17 protein-coding genes are annotated in these 18,542 nt (G+C 64.6%); 10 read left to right on the top strand and 7 right to left on the bottom strand.

The genetic code is table 11. The features are described from left to right. Positions 1-6 precede the first annotated feature (6 nt). The 5 genes from AC1MEM_RS08300 to AC1MEM_RS08280 all read left to right on the top strand — a co-directional run bounded on the left by AC1MEM_RS08300 (position 7) and on the right by AC1MEM_RS08280 (position 5,850). On the top strand, positions 7-1,458 hold the full coding sequence (locus AC1MEM_RS08300; protein ID WP_499476547.1) for an aldehyde dehydrogenase: 1,452 nt from the start codon (positions 7-9) through the stop codon (positions 1,456-1,458). A 75-nt stretch (positions 1,459-1,533) separates the two neighbouring features. Then, positions 1,534-2,544: a TRAP transporter substrate-binding protein gene (locus tag AC1MEM_RS08295; RefSeq protein WP_499476546.1), complete on the top strand. Its 1,011-nt coding sequence runs from the start codon at positions 1,534-1,536 to the stop codon at positions 2,542-2,544. A 66-nt stretch (positions 2,545-2,610) separates the two neighbouring features. Further along, positions 2,611-3,129: a TRAP transporter small permease gene (locus AC1MEM_RS08290; protein ID WP_499476545.1), complete on the top strand. Its 519-nt coding sequence runs from the start codon at positions 2,611-2,613 to the stop codon at positions 3,127-3,129. 10 nt (positions 3,130-3,139) lie between these two features. Then, positions 3,140-4,441 (top strand): TRAP transporter large permease, encoded by a 1,302-nt coding sequence (locus tag AC1MEM_RS08285; RefSeq protein WP_499476544.1) that lies wholly within the window; start codon positions 3,140-3,142, stop codon positions 4,439-4,441. A gap of 2 nt (positions 4,442-4,443) precedes the next feature. Next, positions 4,444-5,850 carry an FAD-binding oxidoreductase gene (locus tag AC1MEM_RS08280; protein ID WP_499476542.1) on the top strand — a complete coding sequence of 469 codons (1,407 nt, stop codon included), beginning with the start codon at positions 4,444-4,446 and terminating at the stop codon, positions 5,848-5,850. A 42-nt stretch (positions 5,851-5,892) separates the two neighbouring features. On the opposite strand, the gene AC1MEM_RS08275 is transcribed toward AC1MEM_RS08280, so the two are convergent. Then, positions 5,893-6,585, bottom strand: coding sequence for an NnrU family protein (locus AC1MEM_RS08275; protein WP_499476540.1), 693 nt, complete (start codon positions 6,583-6,585; stop codon positions 5,893-5,895). 115 nt (positions 6,586-6,700) lie between these two features. Then, positions 6,701-6,910 carry a hypothetical protein gene (locus AC1MEM_RS08270; protein ID WP_499476539.1) on the bottom strand — a complete coding sequence of 70 codons (210 nt, stop codon included), beginning with the start codon at positions 6,908-6,910 and terminating at the stop codon, positions 6,701-6,703. Positions 6,911-7,174: 264 nt separating this feature from the next. Between AC1MEM_RS08270 and AC1MEM_RS08265 the strand changes: the two genes are divergently transcribed. Further along, entirely contained in the window at positions 7,175-8,104 is a 930-nt protein-coding gene (locus AC1MEM_RS08265; protein WP_499476538.1) for an ice-binding family protein, read from the top strand. Positions 8,105-8,234: 130 nt separating this feature from the next. On the opposite strand, the gene AC1MEM_RS08260 is transcribed toward AC1MEM_RS08265, so the two are convergent. The 3 genes from AC1MEM_RS08260 to AC1MEM_RS08250 all read right to left on the bottom strand — a co-directional run bounded on the left by AC1MEM_RS08260 (position 8,235) and on the right by AC1MEM_RS08250 (position 12,171). After that, entirely contained in the window at positions 8,235-9,056 is an 822-nt protein-coding gene (locus AC1MEM_RS08260; RefSeq protein ID WP_499476537.1) for a response regulator, read from the bottom strand. A gap of 21 nt (positions 9,057-9,077) precedes the next feature. Beyond that, entirely contained in the window at positions 9,078-11,363 is a 2,286-nt protein-coding gene (locus AC1MEM_RS08255; RefSeq protein ID WP_499476535.1) for a PAS domain-containing hybrid sensor histidine kinase/response regulator, read from the bottom strand. Positions 11,364-11,430: 67 nt separating this feature from the next. Next, on the bottom strand, positions 11,431-12,171 hold the full coding sequence (locus AC1MEM_RS08250) for a Crp/Fnr family transcriptional regulator (RefSeq protein ID WP_499476534.1): 741 nt from the start codon (positions 12,169-12,171) through the stop codon (positions 11,431-11,433). Between the two features lie 370 nt (positions 12,172-12,541). On the opposite strand from AC1MEM_RS08250, the gene AC1MEM_RS08245 reads away from it, so the two are divergent. The 3 genes from AC1MEM_RS08245 to AC1MEM_RS08235 all read left to right on the top strand — a co-directional run bounded on the left by AC1MEM_RS08245 (position 12,542) and on the right by AC1MEM_RS08235 (position 17,034). Further along, positions 12,542-14,089 (top strand): phospholipase D family protein, encoded by a 1,548-nt coding sequence (locus AC1MEM_RS08245; protein WP_499476533.1) that lies wholly within the window; start codon positions 12,542-12,544, stop codon positions 14,087-14,089. Positions 14,090-14,334: 245 nt separating this feature from the next. Next, positions 14,335-15,849: an ice-binding family protein gene (locus tag AC1MEM_RS08240; RefSeq protein WP_499476532.1), complete on the top strand. Its 1,515-nt coding sequence runs from the start codon at positions 14,335-14,337 to the stop codon at positions 15,847-15,849. 27 nt (positions 15,850-15,876) lie between these two features. After that, positions 15,877-17,034, top strand: coding sequence for an OmpA family protein (locus AC1MEM_RS08235; RefSeq protein WP_499476531.1), 1,158 nt, complete (start codon positions 15,877-15,879; stop codon positions 17,032-17,034). Here AC1MEM_RS08235 and AC1MEM_RS08230 read toward each other — a convergent pair. Then, positions 17,024-17,488, bottom strand: a complete 465-nt coding sequence (locus AC1MEM_RS08230; protein WP_499476530.1) for a hypothetical protein — start codon at positions 17,486-17,488, stop codon at positions 17,024-17,026. The two genes, AC1MEM_RS08235 and AC1MEM_RS08230, sit on opposite strands and share 11 nt — an antisense overlap. Between AC1MEM_RS08230 and AC1MEM_RS08225 the strand changes: the two genes are divergently transcribed. Then, positions 17,478-17,720: an ATP-binding protein gene (locus AC1MEM_RS08225; RefSeq protein WP_499476529.1), complete on the top strand. Its 243-nt coding sequence runs from the start codon at positions 17,478-17,480 to the stop codon at positions 17,718-17,720. The two genes, AC1MEM_RS08230 and AC1MEM_RS08225, sit on opposite strands and share 11 nt — an antisense overlap. Positions 17,721-17,840: 120 nt before the next feature. Here AC1MEM_RS08225 and AC1MEM_RS08220 read toward each other — a convergent pair whose 3' ends face one another. After that, complete coding sequence (locus AC1MEM_RS08220) at positions 17,841-18,449, bottom strand: outer membrane lipoprotein (RefSeq protein WP_499476527.1); 609 nt, start codon at positions 18,447-18,449, stop codon at positions 17,841-17,843. Positions 18,450-18,542: the final 93 nt, after the last annotated feature.

Below are 18,542 nucleotides of genomic sequence, written 5' to 3'. Positions count from 1 at the left end.
ACACCCATGACCACGATTTCCCTTCTGATCAACGGCGAACAATGCGCCGCCAGCGACGGCGCCACCTTCGAGCGCCGCAATCCGCTCGACGGCAGCGTCGCCACCGTTGCCCCTGCCGCCACGGTGGCCGACGCGCTGGCGGCCTGTGACGCCGCCGCGCGCGCCTTCCCGGCCTGGTCCGCGCTCGGGCCGGGCGCCCGCCGCGCGCTGCTGCTGAAGGCGGCCGTGGCACTGGAAGCCAAGGGCCCGGCCTTTGCCGCGGCCGTGGCGGCGGAAACCGGCGGCTCGGCCATGTGGGCCGGCTTCAACGTCCACCTTGCGGCCGGTATCCTGACCGAAGCGGCGGCGATGACGACGCAGGTCGGCGGCGAACTCATTCCCTCCGACGTGCCGGGCAGCCTGGCCATGGGCATGCGCCAGGCCGCCGGGGTCGTACTCGGCATGGCACCCTGGAACGCACCGATCATCCTGGGCGTGCGCGCGCTGGCGCTGCCGCTCGCCTGCGGCAATACGGTGGTGCTGAAGGGGTCGGAGCTGTGCCCGGCCACCCATGGCCTGATCGTCGAAGCGCTGCAGGAAGCCGGGCTGCCGCCGGGCGTGGTCAACTTCGTCACCAATGCGCCGCAGGATGCCGGGGCGCTGGTCGAGGCGATGATCGCCCACCCTGCCGTGCGCCGCGTCAACTTCACCGGCTCGACCCGGGTCGGCAAGATCATCGCCGCCGCCTGCGCGCGCCACCTGAGACCCGCGCTGCTGGAACTGGGCGGCAAGGCGCCGCTGCTGGTGCTGGACGACGCCGACCTGGAAGCCGCGGTGAATGCCGCCGCCTTCGGCGCCTTTGCGAACTCGGGCCAGATCTGCATGTCGACCGAACGCATCGTCGTCGACGACGCCGTGGCCGACGCCTTCGTCGAGCGCCTCGCGGCCAAGGCGCGCACGCTGCCGGTGGGCGACCCGCGCAAAGGGCCGGTGGTGCTCGGCTCGGTGATCGACATGGCGACCGTCCACCGCTGCAATGAATTGATCGACGATGCGCTGGCCAAGGGCGCCGTCCTGGTCTGCGGCGGCAAGGCCGAGTCGACCCTGATGGCGGCGACCCTGCTCGACCACGTGACCTCCGAGATGCGCATCTATCACGAGGAATCCTTCGGCCCTGTGAAACCGATCGTGCGCGTCGCCAATGAGGCGGCGGCGATTGCCTGCGCCAACGACAACGAGTACGGCCTGTCGTCGGCCGTGTTCAGCCGCGATACCGCGCGCGCACTGAAGGTGGCGGCGCGCATCGAATCGGGCATCTGCCACATCAATGGCCCGACCGTGCACGACGAAGCGCAGATGCCTTTCGGCGGCGTCAAGGGCAGCGGCTATGGCCGCTTCGGCGGCAAGGCCGGCGTTGCCGAGTTCACCGACCTGCGCTGGGTCACGCTGCAGACGACCGAGCGCCACTACCCGTTCTGAGCGGGAGCTTCATGCTGCACTCGGCTCGCGACGCGAGCCGATCATAAAAATCATTTCAAAAATGGAGACAACAACATGAAAAAAACCTTGATCCTGGCGGCCGCCCTCGCCGCCGCCCATGCAGCCCACGCCGCCGACCCTGCCGTCACCATGCGCATGTCGACCTGGGTCCCGGCCCAGCATCCGCTCAATCCTGCCCTGCAGGCCTGGGCCGACGACATCAAGAAAGCGTCCGGCGGCAGCATCAGCATGACCCTGTTCCCGTCCGAGCAGCTCGGCAAGGCCTTCGACCATTACGACATGACGCGCGACGGCATCACCGATTTCGCTTACATCAGCCCAGGCTACCAGCCGGGACGCTTCCCCATCATCGGCGGCGCCGCGCTGCCCTTCCTGTTCGCTAATGCCGAAGGCGGCACGGCTGCCCTCGACAGCTGGTACCGCCAGTACGCCCCCACCGAAATGAAGGACATCAAGGTGTGCATGGCCTTCGTGCACGACCCGGGCACCCTGCACTCGGTGCGCCAGGTGACCCTGCCGACCGAGATCAAGGGCATGAAGGTGCGCCCGGCCACCAGCACGGTCGGCCAGGTCGTCACGGTGCTGGGCGGGACCAACGTGCAAGCCTCGGCCTCCGAATCGCGCGACATGCTCGAGCGTGGCGTGGCCGACGCGATCACCTTCCCCTGGGCCTCGATCGGCCTGTTCGGCATCGACAAGGTGACCAAGTACCACCTCGACGTGCCGCTCTACACGACGCCCTACGTCTGGGGCATGAACAAGGCCAAGTACGCGGCGCTTACCGCCAACCAGAAAAAGGTCATCGACGACCACTGCACCACGGCCTGGGCCACGAAGGTGGCGGCGCCCTGGACGGCCTTCGAGTTCGGCGGCCGCGCCAAGCTGGCGGCCCAGCCCGGCCACCATGTGGTCAAGCTGTCCCCGGCCCAGCTGCAGCAGTGGCGCACGGCGGTGGCCCCGGCCGAGAAGCAGTGGGCCGAGTCGGTCAAGAAGGCCGGCCAGGACCCGGCGGCCGTGATGGCTTCGCTGAAGGCGGCGCTCGCGAAGAACAAGGCCGGCCTGTAAGGCTGCGGTGCATTCGACGGGCGCGCCGCATGTGAACGACATGCGCGCGCCCGGAAGGGGAATCCAATGAAACGCAATGTGATGGATCGTGCGATCGACACGATCGAATGGCTTGCGGCCATTTTCGTCGGGCTGGTCGCGCTCGACATTTTTGTCTCGGTCTTGCTGCGCAAGTTTTTCAACACCTCGATCCCGGACAGCTACGACTTCGGCCGCATGCTGCTCGGTATCCTGATCTTCTGGGGCATCGCCGCCACCAGCTACCGCGGTACCCACATCACGGTCGACCTGGTCTGGTCCAACGCCGGCCCCCGCGGCAAGCGCTGGATCGACGTCTTCGCCACCCTGGTGCTGCTGTTCGTGGTGACTGTCCAGACGATCATGTTGTACGACAAAGTGGTGCAGACCTGGCACGACCAGGTATTGACCTACGACTTGCAGATTCCGACCTGGCCCTTCTTCGCGATCGGCTGGCTGGGCGACGTCGCCGCGGTGTTCCTCATCGCGATCCGCACCTGGCGCCTGATCTTCCACCCGGAGCAGCTGGAAGAAGTCCCGGAAGCAGAAGCGCACTTTAACGAATGAGGCCGGAAACATGAGTCCTGATGCAGTAGCCCTGATCGGCTTTGTCGTACTGTTTATATTGATGCTGTTGCGCGTTCCCGTCGGCATGGCGATGGGCCTGGTCGGCGTGACCGGCTACAGCTACCTGGTGGGTCCCGGCCCGGCCCTCAAACTGATCGGCCAGACCTCGATGCGCACCGTCACCGACTACACCTTCGGCGTGATCCCGATGTTCATGCTGATGGGCGCCTTTGTCAGCGTCTCGGGCGTGAGCAAGGAGCTGTTCCGCGCAGCCAACAGCTTCGTCGGCCACCTGCGCGGCGGCCTCGGGGTCGCCACCGTGGTCGCCTGCGGCGGCTTTGCGGCCATCTGCGGTTCGTCCGTCGCCACGGCCGCCACCTTCGCCGGTGTCGCCTATCCGGAAATGCGGCGCTACGGCTATCCGCAATCGTTCTCGACCGGCGTGATCGCCGCCGGCGGCACCCTCGGCGCCATGCTGCCGCCGTCGACCGTGCTGGCGGTGTACGCCATCATCACCCAGCAGGACATCGGCAAGCTGTTCATGGCCGGCATCGTGCCGGGCTTCCTGGCCCTGTTCATGTACGTGGTCACGATCGCGATCCTCGTCAAGCTGCGCCCCGACATGCTGCCGGCCGGCCCGGTGCGCCCATGGAGCGAGCGCGTACGCGGCCTGAAGGAAGTATGGGCGCCGCTGGTGCTGTTCGCCTTCGTCATCGGCGGCCTGTATGGCGGCGTGTTCACGCCGACCGAAGCGGGCGGCATGGGCGCCGGCGGTGCCTTCCTGCTCGGCGTCGTACGCGGCAAGCTGTCGCGCGCGCAGATCCGCGAAGCGCTGCTGTCGGCCACCCGCACCTCGGCGGCCGTGTTCACGGTGCTGATCGGCGCCCTGCTGTTCGGGTATTTTTTGACCATCACCCAGGTGCCGCAGCGCCTCACGGAACTGCTCAGCGGCCTCGGGCTCGGGCCCTACGGCGTGCTGGCCCTGATCATGCTCATGTACCTGGTGCTGGGCTGCCTGATGGACGCCATGGCGATGATCATCCTGACGGTGCCGATCATTTACCCGATCGTCGTCGGCCTGGGTTTCGATCCGATCTGGTTCGGCATCATCATTGTCATGACGGTCGAACTCGGCCTGATCCACCCGCCGGTCGGGATGAACGTGTTCGTCATCAAGAGCGTGGTCAAGGATGTCAGCTTCAGCACGATCTTCAAGGGCGTGATCCCGTTTGTCATCACCGACCTGATTCGCCTCCTGATCCTGATCGCATTCCCGATGATCGCGCTGTGGCTACCTGGAAGGATGGGCTGAACATGCACACCAATCACGAGATCGACGGCGTGCTCGCGCGCCTGCGCCAGGCGGTCGATGCGGACCAATGCCTCATCGGGACCGACATCGGCCCGGCCTACCTGGCCGACACCATGCACGCGCTGTCCGGCCCGGGCCCGCTGGCCCTGGTCCGCCCGCGCAGCGTTCCGCAGGTGGCGGCGGTATTGAAGGCCTGCCACGAGGCCCGTGTGGCGCTGGTCGTGCAAGGCGGGCGCACCGGCCTGGCCGGCGGCGCCACGCCGCTGCCCGGCTGCGTGCTGCTGTCGCTGGAACTGATGCGCGGCGTGATCGAGATCGACCCCGCTGCATCCACCATGACGGTATGGGCCGGCACCACGCTGCAGGAAGTGCAAGAGGCAGCCTGGGCCGCCGGTTTCTTCTACCCGGTCGACCTGGGCGGGCGCGGCTCCTGCCAGATCGGCGGCAACATCGGCACCAACGCCGGCGGCAACCGCGTGCTGCGCTACGGGATGACGCGTGCGCAGGTGCTGGGACTGGAAGCCGTGCTGGCCGACGGCACCGTGCTGTCTTCGCTCGACAAAATGTTGAAGAACAATACCGGCTACGACCTGAAGCAGCTCTTCATCGGCAGCGAGGGCACGCTGGGCGTGGTCACGCGCGCCGTGCTGCGCCTGCAGCCGCAGCCGCGCAGCACCTGCACCGCCCTGTGCGCGGTGCGCGACTACGAGGCCGTGCTGCGCATGCTCCAGCACATGCGCCAGTCGCTGCCCGGGACCTTGTCCTCCTTTGAATTCATGTGGCCCGATTTCTACGCGCTCGTCACCGCCATTCCCGGGCGCGCGGCGCCGCTGCGGCATGAGCAAGGCCATGGCGGCTATCTGCTCATCGAAGCGCTGGGGTCGGAACAGGAGGCCGACCAGGCCCGCTTCGAACAGGTATTGGAAGCGGCGCTGGAAGCCGGCATCGTCGAGGACGCCGTCATCGCCCAGTCCGGGGCGCAGGCGGCCGCGATGTGGGCCGTGCGCGACGGCTCGGGCGAACTGCAGCGCGTGCTGTGCCCCCACGTCGGCTTCGACATCAGCATTCCGACGAGCGAGCTGGGCGACTTCGTGATCGCCTGCAGGGAAGCGCTGCGCAGCCGCTGGCCGGAGGTGCAAAGCGTGTTTTTCGGCCACGTGGGCGACGCCAACATCCACATCGCCGTCAAGGTCTGCGAAGGCGAACAGCCGGAACACGAGATCGACGCGCTGGTGTACGACCTGGTACGGCGCCGGCACGGTTCGATCTCGGCCGAGCACGGGATCGGGGTGCTGAAACGGGACTGGCTGGGCTATTCGCGCAGCGAGGACGAGCTGGCCACGATGCGGCTTCTCAAGCGGGCGCTGGATCCGCACGGCATCCTTAATCCGGGCAAGATTTTCGGGTAGGGCAAGCGACGTATCGTTCGGCGAGGCTTGGCGCGGCCTGGATCAGGTCAGCCAGCGCCAGATCCCCGCCGGCCAGCCGGCAATCGGCATATGCGCCCAGGTGGCGAGCAGCCAGACCACGAGCCCGCCGCCGAGCGCATGCATGCCGAAGCCGCCGAACTGCGCGCGGCCCTGGGCGATGGCCGCGAACGGCCAATAGCCGGTGCGGCTTTGCCAGGCGGCCCAGCCCTGGGGGTCCTGCAGCGCCTTCTTGCGGTCCTGCAGCGCCGCGCCCACCAGGGCCAGCACGATGATGGCGCCGGCCAGGATGATGTTTTTCTCCACCGGGTAAACCAGGATGTGGCAGGCGCCCCAGATGGCGAACGACCACATCATGGGATGACGGGTGACGCCATACACGCCGCTTGCCTGTGCCGTCGCAGCGCCGCCAATGGCGCCGGGCAGGGCCGGATTGCGGATGAAGGATCCGAGCAGCAGGATCGACGCGACCAGCATCATGACAGTGACGAATGCCCAGAGACCGTCGCCCACGTTCCACAAGGGCCTGGTCGCCGGCGCCTGTCGGTAGGCCCAGATAGTGAAGCCGAAGGTGACCAGGGCAATGGCCGAGTAGAGGCCAAGAAAACCTTTTTCTCCGACTGCCCTGACCAGCGGCGCCCGCAAGGGATGGGACAGCAGGAAATGGCTAAGCACAAACGCGCTCGCTGCCACGAGCACCATCGTTGAACCAGACATTGGGAGCCACCTTTCGCCGATCTCTGTGATAACTGGTTGGATGGGCGTTTGGCCGCCCGGTTCCGCCTCCGCCTCCCCCGGCAGCGGCCGACTGGCATTGCCAGTCATGCCGTCATTAGTGCTGTGGCAAGATAAGGAGCGTATTTCCGGACTTCGCTTTGTCGTCCTTCACGCCATCGGCGCCAACTGCACCCGTTCTACCAGTAGCGCTGGGCGTGCCCGCCGGGCCGGCGATCACTTGCGCCACCGGAAAAGGGTCCTGCGGCTGGGAAGCAGACAGGGCGACGCTGCAGGCGAAGGTGAGCAAGATCAGGAAATATTTCATGGTGGATCCTTTAGTTCGATGAGCACGCCGCTGCGGGAGGTCAGGCGAGGCCTTATCGACGACGGGGCGATCATGCTCTGCCACCAGGCCGAGTTCCGTTCGGAACCGAACATTGGGCACTTTCTCGCGATATTGCTCGCCCAGACCGGTTCCGACGATTCTCAATGGTAGAGTAGTTGTTCTTAATGTAATACTCCTCAGATGTCGTTTAGGCAACATATGTCGTATTAGTTACATTGTCCATCGACTTTCCTGGAGAGACACATGCACCCCAAACAACTGGCTTTATCCATCGCCCTGTCACTGATCTGCGCGTCCGCAAGCGCTGGCGTGATTCCCTTCCTTGGGCAGGCGCAGCAATTTGCCGTACTTGGCGCCCAGTCGGTCACCAATACCAACGCCACCGTGCTGCACGGCGACCTTGGGGTCGCGCCTGGGTCGTCGATCACAGGCGCCGGCAACATCACGTTTGCCTCCGGCGGCACCATCCGGGGCACCGCCGCCGCGACGCAGGCGCAGACAAGTGCGAACGCGTCCTACGAGCGGCTTGCAGCCTTGACGGGTGGCAGTGACCTGAGCGGCCGGGACCTTGGCAGCTTTGGCGTGCTTGGGTCGGGCGTCTACCGCTTCACGTCATCGGCAGCACTGACCGGCATGCTCACGCTCGATTTCGGGAACGACCCGGATAGCGTCATCGTTTTCCAGATCGGCAGCACGCTGACCACCGCGCCGGACGCGGTCCTCAATGTGATCAATGGCACCAGCACGAACGGACTGTACTTCCAGGTCGGCAGTTCAGCGACCTTGGGTGCCGGTACTGTTTTCGCGGGAAATCTCCTGGCCCGGCAAAGTGTGAGCTTTGGTTCCGCTGCCAGCATCGTGTGTGGGCGGGCAATGGCGCTGGCAGGCGCCGTCACGATGATCGGCAACACGGTTTCCAACGACTGCAGCGCCTATTCGCCGAGCCTGGCGGCCGACTACGGCAGCAGTGGATATAGCGGCTTTGGCGCGGCTGCCTTGCCGCCGGGCGAAGTCCCCGAGCCGGCGACGCTGGCACTGTTCGCGCTTGGCCTGTGCATGCTGGCCATGCGCCTGCCCCGACGGGCGGGCATCCCTTGCGAAGCCCGCCAAAGCCGGGCAGACACGGGCATGGTCAACACCAACGGTGGCGCCACCTGGCCGCGACGCCCTTGAGCGCGCACTCCCGGCCGGCGGCATGAGCACCTGAGCCCCAGCCGGCGTTGCGCTCGAGATCCCGGAAGAGCGCAATGTGAAGGAAGGCCAGGTTGCAACGCAGGGCATCCGTGGCAACCTGCCCCCGCCATCAGGCCCGTTGAATGCGTTCGCTGACGTCCAGTCCAATCCCCCGGTAGCCGCAAAACGCGCTGGCCGCGTCGAACATCGGCTCGCCGCTGACCTGCAGGGTTTGGACGCGCGCGTCCGGCAAGGTCCGGCTGTAGATAAAGTCGAGAAATGGTTGTCGGTTCGCGATTTTTGCGTCCAGCGTCGCCCGCTCCCGCATATTCCAGCCTGCCGCCGCCAGCTCGGCCTCGGTTGCACCGGCGCCGATACCGAGCATTTCCCCTACCGGACCGGAGAACCGGGTAAGCTTGCCGCCGGCGTCCTGCTCCCAGTACCAGTCCGACGAGAGCTCGGTGAAGCGCTGGAAACGTGCCTCGCTTTCACGCAATTCGGCGGTGCGTTCAAGCACGGTCTGCTCGAGCAGGCGGTTGTGGTCATTCAGCCTGCGGTACAGGAGGCGTACCTCCAGCATATTGTAGATACGCGTCTGTACCTCGACGAAATCGAAGGGCTTGCTGACGAAGTCTTTCGCGCCCGCTTTCAGGGCACGCAGCTTATGCGCCGGCTGGGCGGTGATCACCAGGACCGGCAGATAGCTGCCCTGTTCGATTTTCTTGAGTTCTTCGATCACCTCGAAACCATCCATCTCGGGCATCTGCAGGTCAAGCAGGATCAGGTCGAAACGGTGTTTCTCGTGCAGATCGTAGACCGCGCGGGGCGACTGGGTGGTGGTGATGTTTTTATAGCCCTCGTTGAGCAACATTTGCTCGAGCAGCATAAGGTTCGCTTCCTGGTCATCGACGATCAGGATGGTCGCGTTCAGGATTTCGGCGGATTCAAGCATGGTACTTCCTCGGGATATGCGTTATTGGCCGTGTTCAGCCGGCTCAGGCAGGCCGAGGCTGGCTGCATGCAGCAAGGCCACGTCGAGCGCGTTCATGAATTCGTGAACGCGGATCGGCTTGGTGAGGTAACGGAAGAAACCAGCTTCCAGCCCTTTTTCAATGTCCCGGGGAACGGCATTCGCCGACAGCGCCAGGACCGGGATGTGCGCCGTGGCGGGGTCGTCGCGCAGGTATTTGAGCGCGCCATAACCGCTGATGCCGGGCAAGTTGATGTCCATCAGGATCACGTCCGGCAGGTAAGCACGGGCCAGTTCAATGCCGAGATGGCCGTCGATCGCGGTGAGGAGCTTCAAGTCGCCCCGACGCCCGATCAGCTGCTCGACCAAGGCCAGATTGGCAGGGTTGTCTTCCACATACAATAGGGTCGGCTGATCGCCGGACGCGAGCGACATGGCGTGCCGGCGTTCGAGCGACATCTCGTCGATATTGTCGAGTGCCAGGGCAGGCGGGGTCGATGCGGCGAACTCGACCCAGAACACCGTCCCCGTGCCGACCGTGCTTTCGACGCCGATCTGCCCCCCCATCAGCTCCACCAGTTGCTTGGTGACGACGAGGCCGATGCCCGTCCCTTCTTCGACACTGTCGTGCTGGCCCAGGCGGTTGAATGGCTGGAACAACTGTCCCAGCTGATCGGCAGGCAGGCCCGCACCCGTGTCCTTGACGCTGATGCGTACCCGGCCCTTGCCGCCGTCGGCGCACTCGACGATGACAGTGCCGCCCGCGCTGTTGTATTTGATCGCATTCGACAACAGATTGATCATGACCTGCTTGATCCGGGTGCGATCGGCATGCACGTAGAAGACGTTGTCGAGTTCCGGGAAGTTCATGGCGATACCGCGCTTGCTTGCCTGGGGCTCGATCATTCCTTTGCAATCCTGCAGCACATCGTTGATCGACATCGATTCCTGCGACATGGTCACCATGCCCGCCTCGATCATGGAAAGGTCGAGAATCTCGTTGATCAGGCGCAGCAGGTACCAGCCTCCCTTGAGGATCTGGTCGATCGAGCGCTGCTGGCGCGGTGCCGGCGGCGGCACTTCGGACTCCATCAGCTGGGCAAAGCCGAGAATGGCATTGAGCGGGGTGCGCAGCTCGTGGCTCATGCTCGACAAGAATTCCGATTTCGCGAGGTTGGCTTTTTCGGCCGCTTCCCTCGCAAGCTGCAACGCGACGTTGGTTTCCTGGAGGGCGTGCTCGAAGTGCTTGCGCTCGGTAACGTCGCGCGCCGCGGCAAAGACTCCCTTCAGCTTGCGATCGCGGTCGTGGAAGGTCGTCGCGTTGATCGACACGACCGTCTTCGTGCCGTCGCGCGCCAGCGCAGTCAGTTCATAGTTGGTGACTTTGCTTTCCTGAAGCACGCGGGTGATCGCCTCCTCGGCACGCGCCGGCTCGGTGAAACAGCTCTTGAAAGGCGCACCGATCAGCTCATCCCGGGTGCGGCCGGTCAGCATTTCCATCTGGTGGTTGACGTCGCTGATCATGCCGCGCGGGTCGGTCGTGATCAGCGGATCGATGTTCGATTCGATGAGCGAGCGCGTATAGAACTGCTGGTCGCGCAGCCGTTGGTCGAGCAGCGCCTGTTCGGCCTCGACTTGCTTGCGCGCCGTATTGTCGGTTCCGATCAGCAGGAAGCCAATCACCTTGCTCTCGTCGTCGCGCAGCGCCGTGACCGACACGAGGGCCTGGAAGCGCGTGCCGTCCGCGCGGATATAGGTCAGCTCGTAGATGTCTTCGATGCCCCGCGACGCTTTGTAGACGAGCGCGTCGAAGCCAGGACGGATCGCGCTGCCAAACTCGCTACTGAGCGACGCTGCGCGTTCGATCAACTCCTGCGCATCCGATATGCTTGCCGGCGTGAGTTTGTTCACCACGTCCTCCGGCGCATAGCCAAGCATGCGCTGCGCACCCGCGTTGAAGATCTGGATGACGCCGTCGGCATCGGTGGCGATACTCGAAAAGTTTGCGCTGTTGAAAATAGCGTCCTGCAGGGCACCGGCTTTCAACAGGGGGGCCGACAACAGCTTCGCCTGCTCGGCGCTGCGCACGCGCGACTGCCGCTGTGCCAGCAACAGCAAGCCTCCCAGGAAACACAGCAACAGCCCCATGACCAGCCCGATGTGCGCCGCTGCCGCGCCGCCGCTCAGCTGTTCGAGCGCGATGGCGCCGACCAGCAGGAGTGCAGCGAGCGTGGACGCCAGGCCAATGGCCATCAGGCGCTCGACAGAAAAATCTTTGATGTGTTGCATAGGGCTATCCAAAGTGCGGACAAGGAGCGCAGGTCCCGGTCCGGGAGGTGGTGGCGATACGGCGCTGTCAGGCAGCGCGCGGGGACAAACCCGCAGGTTGGCGCTGGCGTACGTCCGATAACAGCCGGCCGAATTCTTTTTTGACGACGCCGTAGCATTCGCACACATGCTCTTCGAGGCCTGCCCGGTCGAGTACCGAAATGTGGCCGCGCCGATAACTGATGTGGCCGCGCCCCTGCAGCCGGCCGGCCGCTTCGGTCACGCCTTCGCGGCGCACTCCCAGCATGTTGGAAATGAGCTCCTGCGTCATCGTCAATTCGCCCGTGCCCAGGCGGTCGAGCGTCAGCAGCAGCCAGCGGCACAGTTGCTGCTCCACGGTATGGTGGCGGTTGCATACCGCGGTCTGCGACATATGGGTGAGCAATGCCTGGGTATACCGCAGGAACAGGCGCATGACCGGGCCGGCCCGGTTGAATTCTTCCATCAGTATCCGCGCCGGCAAGCGATAGCCGTGGCCGCCGGTCTGGATCACCGCCCGGCTCGGGGTACTGCCGCCGCCCATGAAGAGCGACACCCCCAGCACGCCCTCATTGCCCACGCCGGCGATTTCAGCCGAGCCGCCGTTTTCCAGCAGGTAGTGCAGGGAGATGATCGCCGTCGTCGGGAAATACACATAGTCCAGGGTACCGCCGGACTCGCACAACACGTCGCCAAGGCGCAAAGGTATGCACTCGAGATGAGGAGAAAGGCGCTCGAACTCGGCGTCGAGCAGGGCTGAGAGAAGGTGGTTTTGATTCGGGTCTTGCACGGCATGCCTGGAGAATTGTTTCGCGGTGATTCCCGACGAGACAGGAGCGTAGCACGGGGCTTTCATAACACCTAGAAATATTGCGAGTTTGAATGTTCTCTTGTTGCTGTGCGCGGTACCGAACGGAGCCCGGTATCACTTGAGGTAATCATCGCCCGTTGCGGCGCTCGCTGCGGCCAAGGTCTTGGCCTTGTTGCGGCTTTCTCCGCCACGGCTGACCTGGCATCGCGTTCCTCGTGAAAAGCCATTTCTTTGACTCACGCAATTGGGAAGCAAATATATGACTGCACTCATCCTGAACCGGCATGTACCTCGGAGCGCAGGGCTTGCCGCCAACCTGTTTCGTGTGTCAGGTGCGCTGTGGCGGGACATGAAAACGAGTCGTGCCCTGCGCGCACTCGCGCTTTGCCTGCTCCTGTTGTCGATCACGGGTTGCAGCGCCCTGCCGCCGCTGGCGAACCGGCCCGGCTCCACAGCCGACCTGGATACGGGCGCCACCCGGCTCGGGCGGGCGGTCTCTGCAGGAGTCACGGGGCACCCGGGCAAATCCGGTGTGTATCCCCTCGCCGATGGGCGCCACGCCTTTGCCGCGCGCGTCCTCCTGGCACAGGCCGCCGAACGGACCCTCGATGTCCAGTACTACATCTGGCACAACGACATGACCGGCACCTTGCTGTTCGCGGCCTTGCGCGAGGCCGCCGAGCGCGGGGCCAGGGTCCGGCTGCTGCTCGACGATAACAATACCCAGGGACTCGATCCCTTGCTCGCTGCACTCGACGCACACCCGAACATCGAAGTTCGCCTGTTCAATCCATTTGTCATGCGAAGCATGCGTGCACTCGGCTACCTGACCGACTTCAGCCGTGCCAACCGCCGCATGCACAACAAGTCCTTCACTGTCGATAACCAGGTCACCATCGTCGGCGGCCGGAATGTGGGCGACGAATACTTCGGCGCTGCCGACGACGTGCTGTTCGCGGACCTCGACGTCATGGCAATCGGATCTGTCGTTACCGAGGTATCGAAAGACTTCGACCGTTACTGGAACAGCAACTCATCCTATCCTGTCGCGGGCTTCCTGCGCAGCGTCGACAAGCTTGCACTCGACGCCCTGTCGGCCGCCGCGGCAGGCATCGAGCAAAGCCCGCGCGCCCTGGCCTACACGCGTGCCTTGCATGGCTCCACGTTTGCCAGGGAGCTGCTGGAAGAACGACTGGACTTCGAATGGACGGGCGCGCGCCTGGTCAGCGACGATCCCGCCAAGGGACTCGGGCTGGAAACGCCCCGCAGCCTCGTCCTCAACAAGCTCAAGAAGACGATGGGCGAACCGGTGACGGACCTGAACCTGGTGTCGCCCTACTTCGTGCCGACGCAGGCCGGAACCGATGCCTTCGTGGCCCTGGCCCACAGCGGTGTCAAGGTCAGGGTGCTGACCAATTCCCTGGAAGCGACCGACGTCGCCGCAGTGCACGCGGGCTACGCCAAGCACCGCAAGGCGCTGCTCGAGGCCGGCGTGTCGCTCTACGAGCTGCGAAGCCTGACGCAGGCCTCGGCGCGAAGAAGGGTACTGGGCTTGAAGGGCAGTTCGGCTTCCAGCCTGCACAGCAAGACGTTCTCCGTCGACCGCTCCCGCGTGTTCGTCGGTTCCTTCAATTTCGATCCGCGCTCCGCGTCGCTGAACACCGAAATGGGTTTTGTGATCGACAGTCCCGTATTAGCGCGCCGCATCTTCGCCGCATTCGACGAACGGATGCCGGCGGAGGCGTACGAAGTTCGCCTGTCGCCCGAGGGACGCTTGTATTGGCTCGAGCGGCGCGGGAAAGCCCTTGTGCGGCATGACGTCGAGCCGGGCACCGGCCTGGGCGAGCGCGCCACCGTCTCGTTGATGTCGATGCTGCCGATCGACTGGCTGCTGTAGCGATCGCCCGACGGCGTGAACCCCACACCCGCTGGCGCCCGCAGAACGTATCCAATACGACACTTATCTTGAAATTCGGAAAATACTTGTCGCTATGCGCGGTACCGAACGGAGTTGGGGGGTGTCGAAAGGCAATAGTTCGTCCTCGGAAGCCGTTGCGTCAGGCGCCTTCCGCTGTTTCCTCCCCTTTCCACACAAACCTGTGCGGAGAATCCCGGAAACGACACTCAACAAGAAAGCACTCTTTGAACATCTTTAAACGCAGCACCAAACTACTTCTCTGTTCTGCCGGGTTCGTCGGCGCCGCGCTCCTCGCCGGTTGCGGCGGCGGCGACCAGGGCCGTGATCCGATTCTCGGGGTCCCTGCTGCGGACCTCGTCAGCGTGGCGGTCACGCCGGCGGCGCCGTCGGTGGCAATCGGCGTCACCCAGCAATTCGTCGCGACTGCCGTCTATTCGGACGGTACGGAGCGCGACGTGACACGCAATGCCGCCTGGGCCTCGGCCACCCCGGCCGTCGCCACCGTCAATGCCACCAGCGGTATCGCCCTCGGCGTCAAGGCCGGCAGCTCGGACATCAGCGCCGCCTTCGCAGGCAAGACCGGCCGCGCAAGCCTGAAGGTGCTGCCCGCGGCGCTCGCATCGCTGGCAATCACCCCGGCAACGTCCACCTCCCCGGCCGGCACCACGCGCCAGCTCGCCGCATTTGCCACCTATTCGGACGGATCGGTGCTCGACGTGACCGCGAATACCGCATTCGTATCCGCTACCCCGGCCGCGGTGGGCGTCGGCAGCACCGGCCTGATGACCTATGTCGCGGCCGGATCGTCCACGATCACGGCGGCATTCTCCGGAAAAACGGCGCTCGCCACCGCCACCACGAGCCCGGCTACCCTGGCCAGCATTGCCGTGACCCCGGCAACCGCCTTTGCCGCGGTCGGGGCTGCGCGGCAGTTTGTCGCCATCGGCACCTTCTCGGATAATTCGACCGCCGTCATCACCGCGACTTCCGCCTGGACCGCAGCCAGTCCCGCGATCGCCACCGTCCTGGGCACCGGCGTCGCTACCGGCATCGCTGAAGGCGCCACCGTCATCACGGCCAGCCGCGACGGCAAATCGGCCAGCGCTACCCTGACAATCACGGCGGCACCGCTCCCGGCGCCGGCATCGATCGGCCTGCGCAGTGCCGCGAACTTTGGCGTACTGGCCGGCACCTCGCTGACCAACAATTCGGGCGGCACCACCTTCGTGACGGGCGATGTCGGTTCGCCGTCGCAGACCACCGATCCTGTCCAGGCTTCCGGCTACACCAACTACAAGTCGGGCGCCGTATTGAATAACGCGCTGGCCGACCTGCAGACCGCCATTGTCGATGCCAACGGCCGCAGCTGCGACGTGAGCTTCGCCGGCGATATCGACCTCGGCGGCCTGGTGCTTGCACCTGGCGTCTACTGCTACACCGGCGCCATCAGCGTGACCGGCACCCTGACCCTGAACGGCCCGGGCCTCTACCTGTTCCGCACCGCACTCACGCTCAACACCACCGCCAACTCGGTCATCGCCCTGACCAACGGCGCGAGCGCCGAGAACGTGACCTGGGTGCCGGTCGGCCCGACCACGCTGGGCGCCAATAGCGCCTTCAAGGGATCGATCCTGGGCCAGTCGGCCGCCATCACGGTCGGCGACAACACCACGCTGCTGAATGGCCGCGTGCTGTCGGCCGCTGCGGTCACCCTGAGCAATAACCAGATCACCAAATAATCCACTTACCCAAAGAAAAACAACACAATGAAAACCTCAAGCACACTCGCCGCATTCATCGCACTGGCCTGCGCAACCATGATGAGCGCCCAGGCGGCCAGCCCGGAGACGGCACAAGCCGACGCTAGCTTCGTCAATCCGGACTGGGCGAACAGCGCCTGGTACATGGGTGCGGGTGTCGGGCAATCGCGCGCGAAGATCGATGAAGAGCGCCTGGCCCGCAGCCTGACGGCCAACGGCGCCAGCCTGAACAGCTTCAGCAAGGACGAACGCGACCTCGGCTTCAAACTGTTCGTCGGCAAGCAACTGAACCAGTATTTCGCGGTCGAGGCCGGTTATTTCGACCTCGGCAAGTTCGATTTCGCGGCGACGACCTCAGGCAATGGCCTGCTGCGCGGTGAAACCAAGTTGCGCGGCGTGAATGTCGACCTCGTCGGCCAATTGCCGCTCACCCAACGCTTGTCGCTGCTGGGCCGCGCAGGCGTGCAGTATGCGAGGGCGAGCACGCATTTCAGCGGAAACCGGCTCGATGCCGTGACCAACCCGAACCCGCCGCACGGGGGCCGGCGCGACGCCAAAGTCGGGCTCGGCGTGGAGTACAAGCTGAGCGAAGCCCTGGCGCTGCGCGGGGAAGTCGAGCGTTATCGTGTGAATGACGCGGTCGGCAATCGTGGCGACGTCGACCTCGCATCCGTCAGCCTGGTCTACAAGTTTGGCCGGCCAGCGGCAAAGGCGTTCGTTGCGTCCCCTGCTCCGGCCGCGGCACCCCAGGAAGAACCGCGCGTCGTCCCGGTGACGCCGGCCGCCGAGCCGACCCCGGTCTCGGAAAAGGTATCGTTCGCCGCCGAGGCGCTGTTCGATTTCGACAAGGCCATCGTCAAACCCGACGGCAAAGCGGCACTCGACGACTTGATGGCGAAACTGCAGGGCATGAACACCGAAGTGATGATCGCCGTCGGACACACCGACTCGATCGGTTCGGACGCGTATAACAGCAAGCTGTCGCTGCGCCGAGCCGATGCGGTGAAGGCTTACCTGGTATCGAAAGGTCTGGATCCGGCACGTTTGTACACCGAAGGCAAGGGCGAAGCCCAGCCGATGGCCGACAACGCGACTGCCGAGGGCCGTGCCAGGAACCGCCGCGTGACGATTGAAGTGGTCGGCACCCGTACCGTCACACGCTAAACCGGCATTCAAACTGAAAAACCGCCCGGCGCAAGCCCGGCGGTTTTTTTGCATTCGAACAGCCAGTACCGGCTTGGCTTCCGTCAGCGCAACCAGGATGTTCAACGGCAGCAAACGCATGAGCAAGCTGATCAACGACCTGATCGATTTTACGCGTACGCACCCGGGTCCCGGCATCCCGATCAGGGTCAAGCAAGGCAACATGGTTGCCGTGTGCGAAGAGGTGGTCAATGAGTTGCGCACCTGCCATCCCGAACGCCTGATCAACCTGCACCTCCCGCCCAGGCTCGACGCCATGTTTGACGACAGCCGCATTGCCCCGGTGTTGTCTAAGCTGATCGGCAACGCAATCCAGTACGGCAACCCGGACCAGGCTGTCACGGTGACGCTCGCCGGTAGCGAGGACGAGCCAGCAATTTCCGGTATCGGCCATTTTCAATCCGATGGTACGCATGGCGGCGAATGCCAACGGAAACGACAACGACTACACCGAGCGCACGAGCCCCGGTATCGGCCTGTACATCTCGCGCAAAATCGTCCATGCGCACGGCGGACGAGTTGAGGTCACGTCAGACGCAACTGAAGGAACAACGTTTATCTTGGCGATTCCCCGCCTGCAGACAGCATTGCGGCCGTCCGATGAGTCGACCAATACCGGGCCTGCACCAGCATCTCATCCGTCATGAGGATGGCCAGGTCGCACAAACCAAAAATGGCCGCGGCGGCCCCGAGGGGCGCGCAGCAGCCATCTGTTTGAAACCGCAGCGTCCGACTCGCATCGGGCACGCGGCGGCCAGTTGTACGGCTTAGCCGTTCATCTGCACGACGCCATCGACGATCTTGACACGGTCGCCATTACCCCATGCCGGCTGCGTCGCCTGTGCGACAGTCCGCGTCGACCCGTTGTTCATGTGAACCGTGGTTTCATAGCTCCGTGTCGCCCTTGCCTGTTTTTCGATCTGGTTTCCCGCGAACGCGCCGCCGATTGCGCCGACCACGGTCATCGCTTGCTTCCCGTGCCCACCGCCGACCTGGTTGCCCAACAGGCCGCCGACCACGGCGCCGCCGGCAGCGCCAAGCCCGCTGCCATCGCCGCGGGTGGTCATTTCACGGACCGACTCCACGGTGCCGCAGTTCTGGCAAACCAGTGCCTGGACCTGGTGCTTCGGCTCGGCGCGCTGCTGGTGGTAACCCACCGGCTTCGGTGCCACATGCCGAGGCGCCGCCTGGACGGCCTGCGGGGCAGGTTGCGCCAGCGCCAGGGCCGCAGCATCGGCGTTGGCGCCGGCCGAAGTCGGGATCCATCCCATGATGGCGGCCGTCCCGGTCACGCAAACGAGCACAACGGCGGCGCTGGCAACGATCAGCATTGGATGGGCGCGACTCTTCGAAGCACTATTAACGGGAATGTTCATGATGAGGTCTTTCTGGGGAGGTAAATCTTGGGTGGCGATAAGCGGTTGATGCGAGCATGTTTGATTGTTCTTTAACCGCTTGCAGGAAACACG

The organism is Telluria sp. AIW5, assembly GCF_056680575.1.
The sequence above is the reverse complement of the archived record's forward strand: the minus strand, read 5'-3'. Positions and strand labels throughout refer to the sequence as shown.